Source organism: Streptomyces sp. NPDC002790 (genome assembly GCF_040295505.1).
GTDB lineage: Bacteria > Actinomycetota > Actinomycetes > Streptomycetales > Streptomycetaceae > Streptomyces.
Window position 1 is genome coordinate 1 of sequence record NZ_JBEOVM010000160.1, and the last position, 10,851, is coordinate 10,851.

A 10,851-nucleotide genomic window follows, 5' to 3' on the forward strand; every position below is an offset into this window, starting at 1 on the left:
GGTCAATCGTCGGCGGGCTTGATCTATCAAGCCCCGCCGGCGATTGAGGCGATCAAGCCCCTGCGGCGATTGAGCAGCGGGGTCCGGGGCGGAGCCCCGTGGCGTCGGCGCCTTCAGGGTGAGGAGGCGGGGTCCAGGTTCAGGGCCGCTTCCTCGTCCGGCGAACCCGGAGGGGCCTGGTAGACGACCAGGCGTTGGCCCCCCGTGCGGGCGAGCCGCATCACCTCGAACGTGAGCGTCATCGCACCGACCTTCGGATGCGCGAAGGACTTGGTGCCGCCACTGCGTTCCTGGACGTCGTACCGGTCCCAGATGCGGGTGAAGTCCGTTGACTTGAGGGTGAGTTCGCCCACGAGTGCGGTCAGCCGCGGATCGTCGGGATCGGTACCCGCGATGGCCCGCAGGTGCGCCACCGACGCGGTCACCGTCTCCTCCCACGGCACGTACAGCTCACGCCCCGTCGGGTGCAGGAAGAGGTAGCGCGTGATGTTGCGCTGCTCGTCCGGCCAGTCCCACAGCCCCGGCAGCAGCCGACGGCCCGGCGGATTCGCGGCGAGTACGTAGTTGTGCCGGCTGACGACGTACGCGGGCAGCGGTCGCAGCGCCTCCAGCACCCGCAGCACCGAGGGACGGACCGTGTCGTCGGCGGTGGGACGCGGTTCGCTGGGGCGTCCCGAGGCCAGTTCCGCCAGTTCGTGGAGGCGCTCGTAGGAGTCGCCGCGCAGCCGCAGGGCGCGGGCGATGGCGTCGAGCACGGCGGCGGACGGGTTGGTCTCGCGGCCCCGCTCCAGGCGCGTGTAGTAGTCGACGCTGACGCCCGCGAGCGTGGCCAGCTCCTCGCGGCGCAGCCCGGGTGTGCGGCGCAGGCCCGTACCGGCGGGCAGGCCCGCGTCGGCCGGGGTGACCTGCCCCCTGCGGGCCCGCAGGTAGCGGCCCAGTTCCGTGGTCTCAGCCATACGTGCATTCTGCATCGTCGTCGAGAGCGGTGGGGGGCCGTCTCAGGGCCAGGAACGCGGCACCCCGGTGGAGCGCGGCCTGCCACCTTTCGCCGCGCGGCCGCAGAGTGGTTCTCGCTGCGGGTGGCCGGCAGGCGAGGGCCCTTCTCGGAAGGGCCCGGGGCCCAGGGAGTGCATGTCACAGGGCCGCGGCCCGTGCCGGCCGCCCACCCGCACTTCGAACACCGCGCCCCAGGAGGACCGTGTGACCACCGTCGCCGCCAGAGCCCGTACTCGTACGCGACCCGTACTCGACGCCGAGGCAACCGCACCCGGCCGCACCGGCCGGACCCCCGCCCTCCTCGCCGCGCTGCTCGGCTTCGCCGTGATCACCATCGACGTGTCGGCGGTGAACATCGCGCTGCCCGGCATCCGCGACGACCTGCACGGCGGGATGGCCGGGTTGCAGTGGGTGGCGGACGCGTACACGTTGATGTTCGCCGGGCTGATGCTCTCGGCGGGTGCGCTGTCCGACCGCACGGGCGCCCGCCGCGCCTACGTCCTCGGCACCGCCCTCTTCACCGTCGCCTCGCTGGCCTGCGCCGTCGCGCCCGGTCTCGGCGCGCTGATCGTGGCCCGGGTCGTCCAGGGCGGGGCGGCGGCGGTCCTCATGCCGGCCTCGCTCGCGCTGATCCGGGAGGCGTACGACGACGCGCGGCAGCGGGCGCGGGCGATCGCGCTGTGGACGGTCGGCGGTTCGGTGTCGATGGCGGCGGGCCCGGTGCTCGGCGGCGTACTGACCGAACACGTCGGCTGGCGTGCGGTGTTCTTCCTCAACCTGCCCGTGGGCGCGGCGATCCTGGCCCTGCTCGTGAAGGTCGCCCCCTCGCCCCGCCGCCCGGCACCGATCGACGTCCCCGGCCAGATCACGGCCGTCCTCACGCTGGCGGGCCTGACCTTCGCGGTGATCGAGGGCGGTGGCCTGGGACTCGTGGCACTGGTGGTCGCTGTCGTCTGCGCGCTCACCTTCTACGTGACGGAGAAGCGGCACCGCGCCCCGATGGTCCCGCTGACCATGCTGCGCGACCGCACGGTGTCGGTGTCGCTGGCGGTCGGCTTCGCCGTCAACGTCGGCTTCTACGGGGTGGTGTTCCTGCTCGGCCTCTACCTCCAGCAGCTCCGGGGCATGTCCGCGACGGCGGCGGGCCTGGTCTTCGTGCCGCTGGCCGTACTGATCACCGGGACGAACCTGATCTCGCCGCGCGTGGCCGAACGCTTCGGCCGCCGCCCGGTCGTCGTCATCGGCCAACTCGTGCTGGCGCTCGCCATGTTCGCCCTCCTGCCGCTGACCGCGCACACGCCGATGTGGCTGCTCCTGCTGCTCCTCGTCCCGACCGGGCTCGGCGGGGCGTTCGCGATCCCCGCGGTGACGGCGATGCTGATGGACGCGGTTCCGGGCCCGCGCGTGGGCACGGCCTCCGGCCTCCTCAACGCGCTGCGCCAGACCGGCGGGGCGCTGGCGGTGGCCCTCTTCGGCACGTTGCTCGCGGGGTCGGGGGAGGGCACGTTCTCCCTGGCCGGGATGCGGGTGAGCCTGGTGGTTGCGGGCACCCTCCTGGCCGCGACGGCAACGCTGAGCGCGGCGCTGCTGCGCACATCAAGCCCCGCCGGCGATTGAGGCGCGGGGTCCGGGGCAGCGCCCCGTGGCGTCAACCACGGTCGACCGCAACAGAACCACGGGCGTACCGCCCCGGCGGCACCCCCACCACCCGCTTGAAGCACCGCGTCAAATGTGACTGGTCATAGAACCCACACGCCTCCGCCACACCGGCAGGTGCTTGCCCACCCAGCAACAACCCCCGCGCCCGATCCACCCGCCGCGCCATCAAGTACTGATGCGGAGCAATCCCGTACGCCGCCCCGAACGACCGCACCAGATGCGCCGGATGCGCATGCACAAGCCCCGCCGCCTCCCTCAGGTCGACCCCCTCCACCACCCGCGCATCGAGCAACTCCCGCAACGCAGCCGCCACCCGCCGATCCGGCACCGGCTTACGCACATCGGCCAGCGCCGGCCGCAACCGCTCCCGGAGCCGCTCCCCGACGAGCGCGAGCCGCCCCGCGGCCTCCAGCTCGTCCCCGCGGTGCGCGAGCGCACCGTGCAGCTGCCCGATCCGCCGCCGCAGCATCGGATCCACCAGGTCGGGCCGGTCCACGGCGGCCCCGATGAACGAAGAGTCGAGCGGCCCGTCGCCCGCCGCGTCCAGGTACAGCACCCGCTTCCGGAACCCCTCCGGCGTCGCGGCCTGCCCATTGTGCGGAACGTGCGGCGGCAGCAGCGAGACCGTGCCGAGCGGCGTCCCGTGCTCGTGCCGCTCCAGGTCGTAGCGGACCGCGCCCTCGTCGACGATGAGCAGCGTCCAGGTGTCGTGCACGTGCATCGGATAGACGTGCCGTGTGAAGTGGGCGTGGAAGACCTCCGTGACACCCGGCACACCGGGCCGCCACGCACTGATCTCCTCTCCGGAACCAGAACCGGGACCGCTGACCGCCATGCAAAAAACGTACAAGACCAGCAGGTAAGCCACCCGGCAGTCTCAACCCATGAGCACCGAGACCACCGCTACCGCCACGACCGCCCCCGCCTCCGTCCGCTTCGACACCAAGATCGCGGTGCTGCTCCGCGACGACCTGGAGACCTGGCAGCGCCTGAACGTCACGGCCTTCCTGGTCAGCGGCCTCGGCCCGCAGCTGCCCGAGGTGATCGGCGAACCCTACGAGGACGCGGACGGCACCCCGTACCTGCCGATGTTCCGCCAGCCGGTGCTGGTCTTCGAAGGCGGCAAGGACCTCCTGAAGACCGCCCACGAACGCGCCCTGCGCCGCGCCCTGCCCCGCGCCGTCTTCACGTCCGACCTGTTCGCCACCGGCCACGACGCCGACAACAGGGCGGCCGTACGCGCGGTGTCCGCCGCCGAGCTCGACCTGGTGGGCCTCGCGGTCTATGGCCCGCGTAACGCGGTCGACAAGGTTCTGAAGGGCGCCCGCATGCACCCGTGACTCGCAGCACCCGTGACTCGCAGCACCCGTGACCCGCATGCACCCGTGACCCGCATGCACCCGTGAGCCGGATCCGCGGTCCTGCGGCTACTTCTTGCGGTGGTTCAGAAGCTGCTCGCGCAGGACCGTGAGCTGGTGCGACGTCTCCACGGCGAGGCCCTCCTCCAGCGTCGTCATCGCCAGCAGCAGCGCGTCCGCCACCATCAGGGCCGTGAGCGCCTCCGTGGTGATTCCGGTGGGCGTGTGCGGGGCGGTGAGGACCGCGTCGACCCGGTCCCCGTACAGCTCGGCCAGCTCGTCCGTGACGAGGACGACCCGCGCGCCCACCGCCCGCGCCCGGTCGATCAGCACCGTCAACTCGGGGAGATCGCGGCCCGGTTGGAAGATGACGACCGCGTCGCCCTTGCGCAGCCGCAGCAGATGGTCCGCGAGGGCGAACCCCGTCGCCCCGACGTACTGCGCCCTGCGCCCGACCCTGCCGAGTGCCAACGCCAGGTGTCGCGCGGCGAGTTCGGACGCCGCGACCCCGTAGCAGTGGATCTCGCCGGCCTCGGCCAGAGCCGCCACGGCGTCCCGCAGCGCCTCGCCCGGCGTCAGCCGCCGGGCGTGCTCGATGCGCTCGGCGGCCTCGTCGAACACCTCGCCCCAGATGGCGTCCAGATCGCGGCCGACATGGTCGATGCGCTGCTTGAGCCGCACCTCGGGCGCCACCGCGGACGTGAGGTCCGAGGCCAGCTCCCGCTTGAGCGCGGGCAGCCCCGCGTACCCGAGGCGTTGCAGCGTGCGCACCACGCTCGCGTTGCTGGTGCCGCTCGCCGCCCCCAGTTCCTGCGCGGACGCGAACAGCAGGGACTCGGCCGGCGCGCTCACCAGGTACTGGGCCACCGCCCGCTCGGACGCGGACAGCTCGTCCCAGTGCTCGCGCACGGCGCCGCGCAGCCGAGCGGCCCCATCGGTAATTTTCATTACAGCTATTGACTCTCGTGTGACGGCCGTTACTCTCCTGGACAACGCATTCCAAGTGGAGAGCATCTCGTAATCGACGTTACACCGCGGTTTCGGGAACGGACCCTCACGGGCCCTCTCCGTGGCAAGGAGAACCATGGCATCCCGGACCCTCCCGGTCATCGACATCAGCGGCACCCCCCTGGCCCGCGGCCGGCAGTACGGCGAGGCCGTGCGTCCCCAACTGCACGCCGCCATCGGCTACTACGAGCAGGCCTTCGGCCAGTCCGCGGGCCTGACCTGGGACCGGGTCACCGCACGCGCGGCCCGCTGGCTGGAGCCGGTGCGCGCCTACGCCCCCGAACTCCTCGAAGAGATGCGGGGGATCGCCGACGGGGCGGGCGTCGACGTCCTGGACGTCCTCGCGCTCAACGCCCGCGGCGAGGTCATCTACGACCGCTCCTTCAAGGACATGGCCGCCGAGAAGGAGGAGGACCCCGCCGAAGAGGCTCCCGATGGCTGCACCTCCTTCGCCGCCTTCGGCGAGGCCAGCGGAGACGGCCACGTATGGGCGGGCCAGAACTGGGACTGGCGGGCCGGCGTCGCCGACACCGTCGTCATGATCCGGATCGTCCAGCCGCCCAAGCCCACCGTGATCATGCAGGTGGAGGCGGGCCAGATCGGCCGCCAGGGCGCCAACTCCGCCGGAATCGCCCTCAACGCCAACGGCCTCGGCGGCCGGTTCAGCGAGGCGATCGGCCTCCCGCAGACCGTCATCCGCCGCAGCGTCCTCGACACCCACACCGTCACCGACGCCCTCGACGTCCTGTGCCGCACCCGCGCCCACATCGCCAGCAACGCCCTGCTGACCTGCCGGGAGGGCTTCGCCGTCGACCTGGAGACGACGCCCGCGGGCATCGGCTGGCTGAACCCGACGAACGGCCTGCTCGTGCACGGCAACCACTACCAGGCCGGCGTCCCCGCGGCCCTCGCCGCCGACTACCGCCCGATGTCCTCCGACTCCCTGGTCCGCGTCCCGCGCGCCGAGCAGGGCCTCGCCGCGCTGCGGGAGTCCGGCGGCCCCGACGAGTCCCGCAAGCTCATCAAGCAGGCGATGTCGGACCACCTGGGCCTGCCCGAGTCCCTGTGCACCCACCCCGACGTCCGCAAGCCGGAGGTCAAGCACTGGATGACGCTCGTCTCGTCCTGCGTCGACCTGACCAGCGGCGACTACCACGTCACCGCCGGCACCCCCTGCGACCGCGACTACCAGCACCTGCCCTGGAACCTCTACGACGGCCCGTACGGAGACGCCCGATGAGACGCCTGATGGCGACGAAGCCCCGAAGAGTGCCGGCCGCGGCCCTGCTCGCCACGGTCACCCTCCTCGTCACCACCGCCTGCGCGGGCGCCGACCGCCCCGAGGGGGAGGGCGGCGGCACCCCGGCCGCCGACCTGAAGCTGGACGCCACCACTCCCGCCGCCAACGGCCCAGTGAAGAAGGCGAATTGGCTCCTTGAGGACGAGCCGGACTCCCTCGACCTGGATGCGCAGGGCGGCAGCGCGGGCCGCGTAGTCCTCACCAACGTATGCGAGCGCCTCTACCAGCTCCAGCCGGACATGACGACGAAGCCGCAGCTCGCCGAGAAGGCCGAAACGTCCGACGGTGGACGGAAGTTGACCTTCACCGTCCGCGACGGCGTCACGTTCCACGACGGCAAGAAGCTGACCGCCGACGACGTGCTGTGGTCGCTGAAGCGGCACGCCTCCAAGGACATGGAACAGTCCGACGAGTTCGAGAACGTCACCTCGATGAAGAAGACGGCCGCCGACCGCGTCACCGTCACCTTCAAGGCGCCCGACGCCATGTTCCTCAAGGCCATGGCGGGCGACGCGGGCATCGTCTGGAACAGGGCCCAAGTCGACAAGGCGGGCAAGGAGTTCGGCACGCCCGGACATCCGGACGCCTGCTCGGGACCGTACGAACTCGCCCGCTGGAAGTCCGGCGACTCGATCACCCTGCGCGCCTACGACGACTACTGGGGCAAGAAGCCGCTCACCCACGAGGTCGTCTTCCGCTGGGCCTCCGACAGCGCGCTGGTCAACGCGCTCAAGACGGGCGCGGCCGACGGCGCGTACGCGGAGTCCCCGAACACGGCGGCGGCGCTGCGCGCGGACAAGGACCTCAAGCAGTACTACGGCCCCTCCACCGCCTCGCTCGCCCTCATCCCCACCGACCGCGGCGGCCTCACCGACCCGAAGATCCGCCGCGCCCTCTCGCTCTCCCTCGACCGCACGGGCATCGCCGACTCCGGCTACGGCGGCCTCGTGCAGCCATGGGCGTCACCGGTCGGCTCGGGCGCCTGGGGCTACGAGAAGGACGAATTCGCCGCCGCGCAGAAGAAGTTGAAACACCTCGCCCCCGCCTCGCCCACCGCGTCCGACCTCGCCCGCGCCAAGAAGCTCGTCAAGGAGGCGGGCGCCCCCACCGCCCCCGTCGTCATCGGCACCGACGCGAGCCAGGGCCGCACCGTCATCGCGAACGCGACCCGCGCCGCCCTCCAGCGCGTCGGCATCCGCGCGGAGATCAAGACCGTGCCGACCGCCCAGTTCGAGGAGTTCTACAGCGACCCGACGGCCCGCGCCGACATCGACGTACTCGTGGGCGACTGGTACATCTCCAAGGCCGACCCCATGGGCTTCTACGACAACGGGCTCTCCGGCTCCTCGAACAACTGGGTCGGATTCAAGGACGCCGCGTACGACCGGCAGGTGAAGCAGGCACTCTCCACCCTCGACGACGCCGCCCGCGCGAAGCTCGCCATCACCGTCCAGCGCACCTTCGTCGAGTCCGCGGTGTGGATCCCGGTGGCCCAGGTGCCCACGATCCTCGTCCTGGACAAGAAGCTGACCGGGCCGACGGCCTCGCAGGCCTACCTCTACTACCCGTGGGCCGCCGAACTCGGCGCGAGGAAGGGGAAGTAGTGGCAGCCATCAAAGTACTTCCGCTGCGCGCGGTGGCGCTCCTCTCGCGTCGCCTCGCCGGTCTGGTCGCGACCCTCGTCGCCGCCTCGTTCGTCATCTTCGCCGCCGTGTACGCGGCGCCCGGCGACCCCGCGGTCTTCCTCGCGGGCGGCCGCGACAAGCTGACACCCGAACGGCTCGCGCAGGTCCGCGCGCAGTACCACCTCGACGAACCGCTCGTCGTGCAGTACGGCCGCTGGCTGTGGGACACCGTCCACCTCGACCTCGGCCGCTCCTTCAAGTACGGCGACCAGGTCGCGGACCTCATCTCCTCCCGGCTCGCCACCACGCTCGAACTCGTCGCCTACGCAACGGTGTTGTACGTGATCCTCGGGGTCGGCGCCGGGATCCTCGCGTCGGTGCGGCGCTCGACGTGGGTCGACTCGGCGGTGGTCGGCGGCACGACGCTCGCCGCCTCCGTCCCCTCGTTCGTCGCCGCGATCGCGCTGGTCTCGCTGTTCGGCGTGCAGCTCGGCTGGTTCCCGGTGACCGGCTCGGGCTCGGGCCTCGCGGGCACCCTGCACCACCTGACGCTGCCCGCCGTCTCGCTGGCCCTCGGCGCGCTCGCCATCATCAGCCGCGTCACCCGGCAGGCCATGGCGGACGCCGCCGCGTCCGACCACGTCGAGGCGGCCCGCGCCTCCGGCGTCCCGGAACGCGAGATCGTCCGCCGGCACGTCCTGCGCAACGCGCTGGGCCCCATCGTCACCATGTGTGGACTCGTCATGGCGGGCATGCTCGCCGGCACGGTCGTCGTCGAGACGGCGTTCGGCATCAGCGGCATCGGCTCCCTGCTCGTCAACGCGATCAACACCCACGACTTCCCGGTGGCGCAGGCCGTCCTGCTCCTCATGGTCACCGGATACGTGGTCGTGACGACGCTCGTCGACCTCGTGCACCCCCTCCTGGACCCGAGAGTGAAGGAGGCCCACGCATGACGGCGGCCCTCAGCCTGACCCCGGTCGGGACCACCCGGCGCCCGCTCGGCGTCACCCTCGCCGGGGCGGTGCTCGCGCTCGTGGTGCTCGCGGCGCTCGCCGCGCCCCTGCTCGCGCCCTACGCACCCGACGCCATCGACCTCTCCGCCTCCCTCGTCGGCACCGGTTCCGAGCACCTCCTCGGCACCGACTCCTCCGGTCAGGACCTGCTGTCCCGCGTCCTGTACGGCGCCCGGTCCAGCCTCGTCGCACCGGTCGCGCTGCTCGCGGTGGCCGCGGCGCTCGGCGTCACGCTCGGAGTGCTCGCCGCCTGGCGCGGCGGCTGGGTGGACACGCTGGTCTCCCGGCTCACGGACGTGATGTACGCCTTCCCCGGCCTGCTCTTCACGGTCCTGATCATCGCGGTGTTCGGCGCGGGCATGACGACGTCGGTCCTCGCGCTCGGCCTCGCCTTCACTCCGACCATCGCCAAGTACACGCGCTCTCTGGCCCTTTCGGAGGCCCGCAAGCCGTACGTCGACGCGTACCGGGTCCAGGGCATGGGCGGCGCCCGGATCTGCGCGCTGCACCTCGTCCCGAACCTGGGCCGGTCGATCCTCGGCTACCTGGTCGTCCTCTTCGGCGAGGCCCTGATGTCCCTCGCGACCCTCTCCTACCTGGGCTTCGGAGCCCAACCGCCGTCCTCCGACTGGGGCTTGATGGTCCAGGAGGGCCAGGCCGCGATCGTCCAGGGCGCACTCCTGCCCGCCCTCGTGCCCGGCACGGCCATCGCCCTGGTCGTCGTCTCCTTCAACGTCGTCGGGGTATGGGCGGCCGACCGCCTCGGAAAGCAGTCCTGATGACTACGACCATGAAGACGCTTCTCTCGATCGAGGACCTCACCGTCACGGTCCCCGGCGCCGCCCGCCCCCTCCTCGATTCCGTCTCCCTGAACGTCGCCGAGGGCGAAGTCGTCGGCCTGGTAGGGGAGTCGGGCTCCGGCAAGTCGACGACGGCGAAGGCGGCGCTCGGCCTGCTGCCGGACGGCGCCACGACCACGGGAACGGTCCGGGTCGAAGGCTCGGACGTCCTGGCCCTGCGCGGCGAGGAGTTGCGGAAGCACAGGTCGGAGACGGCCGCGATGATCCACCAGGACCCGCGCGCCGCCCTCAACCCCGTCCGCCGCATCGGCGACTTCCTGACGGAACGAGGGGCGACGAAGGCGGAGGCGCTCGACCTGCTCGCCGCGGTCGGCCTGCCCGACCCCGCCCGGCACGTGCGCCAGCGCCCGCACGAACTCTCCGGCGGAATGCTCCAACGTGTCGTCATCGCGGGGGCGTTGGCGGCCCGCCCGCGGCTCCTCCTCGCGGACGAGGCGACCAGTGCGCTCGACGTCACGACCCAGGCGGAGATCCTCACGCAGCTCCGCGAGGCCCGGGAGTCCCGGGGCGCCGGCCTCCTCTTCATCACACACGACCTGCACCTGGCGGCGGCCTACTGCGACCGGGTCCACGTCATGTACGCGGGCCGCGTGGTCGAACACCGTACGGCGGACGCGCTGTTCACGGCTCCGGCCCACCCGTACACCCGCGGCCTCCTGGCCTGCTCCCCAACGCTGGGCGAGTCCCGCCCCCTTGCCCCGATCCCGGGCAAGCCGCCGTCCCTCTCGGACACGTTCGGGGGGTGTCCGTTCGTGGACCGCTGTCCGGACGCGGATGCCGAGTGCGCCAACTGGCACCCGGAACCAAGCCCTTTGCCGGACGGCGGAACCGTCACATGCCGCCGCACCGCCCCCACGCCCCGGGGCTCCGCCCCGGACCCCGCTGCTCAATCGCCGCAGGGGCTTAAAGACGCGCCTCAAACGCCGGCGGGGCTTGATTCGCCTCAATCGCCGGCGGGGCTCCAAATGGAGCCCCTGCGGCGATTGAGCAGGCCCGTCCGGCAGGACTTTCGGGAAGGGGCGGGGTGGG

At 72.0% G+C, this 10,851-nt stretch carries 9 protein-coding genes and 1 pseudogene; 7 read left to right on the top strand and 3 right to left on the bottom strand.

Features of this window, described 5'->3' with window-relative positions:
* Nucleotides 1-113 precede the first annotated feature (113 nt).
* Nucleotides 114-956 (bottom strand): helix-turn-helix domain-containing protein, encoded by an 843-nt coding sequence (locus ABT004_RS34240; RefSeq protein ID WP_351344983.1) that lies wholly within the window; start codon nucleotides 954-956, stop codon nucleotides 114-116.
* Nucleotides 957-1,200: 244 nt separating this feature from the next.
* Between ABT004_RS34240 and ABT004_RS34245 the strand changes: the two genes are divergently transcribed.
* Entirely contained in the window at nucleotides 1,201-2,613 is a 1,413-nt protein-coding gene (locus ABT004_RS34245; protein WP_351344986.1) for an MFS transporter, read from the top strand.
* A gap of 31 nt (nucleotides 2,614-2,644) precedes the next feature.
* Here ABT004_RS34245 and ABT004_RS34250 read toward each other — a convergent pair whose 3' ends face one another.
* Nucleotides 2,645-3,490 carry a helix-turn-helix domain-containing protein gene (locus ABT004_RS34250; protein WP_351344989.1) on the bottom strand — a complete coding sequence of 282 codons (846 nt, stop codon included), beginning with the start codon at nucleotides 3,488-3,490 and terminating at the stop codon, nucleotides 2,645-2,647.
* A 49-nt stretch (nucleotides 3,491-3,539) separates the two neighbouring features.
* On the opposite strand from ABT004_RS34250, the gene ABT004_RS34255 reads away from it, so the two are divergent.
* The gene (locus tag ABT004_RS34255) at nucleotides 3,540-3,995 is read left to right on the top strand and encodes a DUF2000 family protein (RefSeq protein WP_351344992.1); all 456 of its coding nucleotides are present in this window, start codon (nucleotides 3,540-3,542) and stop codon (nucleotides 3,993-3,995) included.
* Between the two features lie 87 nt (nucleotides 3,996-4,082).
* Here the strand turns inward: ABT004_RS34255 and ABT004_RS34260 are convergent, their stop codons facing one another.
* Nucleotides 4,083-4,961, bottom strand: coding sequence for a MurR/RpiR family transcriptional regulator (locus tag ABT004_RS34260; RefSeq protein WP_351344995.1), 879 nt, complete (start codon nucleotides 4,959-4,961; stop codon nucleotides 4,083-4,085).
* A 136-nt stretch (nucleotides 4,962-5,097) separates the two neighbouring features.
* Between ABT004_RS34260 and ABT004_RS34265 the strand changes: the two genes are divergently transcribed.
* The 5 genes and pseudogenes from ABT004_RS34265 to ABT004_RS34285 all read left to right on the top strand — a co-directional run.
* A complete protein-coding gene (locus ABT004_RS34265) occupies nucleotides 5,098-6,261 on the top strand; it encodes a C45 family autoproteolytic acyltransferase/hydrolase (protein ID WP_351344998.1) in 1,164 nt (387 codons plus the stop codon).
* 8 nt (nucleotides 6,262-6,269) lie between these two features.
* Nucleotides 6,270-7,925 (top strand): ABC transporter substrate-binding protein, encoded by a 1,656-nt coding sequence (locus tag ABT004_RS34270; protein ID WP_351345001.1) that lies wholly within the window; start codon nucleotides 6,270-6,272, stop codon nucleotides 7,923-7,925.
* Between the two features lie 8 nt (nucleotides 7,926-7,933).
* Entirely contained in the window at nucleotides 7,934-8,902 is a 969-nt protein-coding gene (locus ABT004_RS34275; protein ID WP_351345006.1) for an ABC transporter permease, read from the top strand.
* Nucleotides 8,899-9,741, top strand: a complete 843-nt coding sequence (locus ABT004_RS34280) for an ABC transporter permease (protein WP_351345003.1) — start codon at nucleotides 8,899-8,901, stop codon at nucleotides 9,739-9,741. The genes ABT004_RS34275 and ABT004_RS34280 overlap by 4 nt, the downstream gene beginning before the upstream one ends.
* 11 nt (nucleotides 9,742-9,752) lie before the next feature.
* Nucleotides 9,753-10,685 (top strand): annotated as a pseudogene (locus tag ABT004_RS34285) (ABC transporter ATP-binding protein); the annotation flags it as partial.
* Nucleotides 10,686-10,851: the final 166 nt, after the last annotated feature.

Excerpts from the sequence above, each read along its gene's own strand:
- ABT004_RS34250 (WP_351344989.1), bottom strand. The coding sequence starts at position 3,490 with ATGGCGGTCAGCGGTCCCGGTTCTGGTTCCGGAGAGGAGATCAGTGCG.
- ABT004_RS34270 (WP_351345001.1), top strand. The coding sequence starts at position 6,270 with ATGGCGACGAAGCCCCGAAGAGTGCCGGCCGCGGCCCTGCTCGCCACG.
- ABT004_RS34260 (WP_351344995.1), bottom strand. The coding sequence starts at position 4,961 with ATGAAAATTACCGATGGGGCCGCTCGGCTGCGCGGCGCCGTGCGCGAG.
- ABT004_RS34280 (WP_351345003.1), top strand. The coding sequence starts at position 8,899 with ATGACGGCGGCCCTCAGCCTGACCCCGGTCGGGACCACCCGGCGCCCG.
- ABT004_RS34255 (WP_351344992.1), top strand. The coding sequence starts at position 3,540 with ATGAGCACCGAGACCACCGCTACCGCCACGACCGCCCCCGCCTCCGTC.
- ABT004_RS34240 (WP_351344983.1), bottom strand. The coding sequence starts at position 956 with ATGGCTGAGACCACGGAACTGGGCCGCTACCTGCGGGCCCGCAGGGGG.
- ABT004_RS34265 (WP_351344998.1), top strand. The coding sequence starts at position 5,098 with ATGGCATCCCGGACCCTCCCGGTCATCGACATCAGCGGCACCCCCCTG.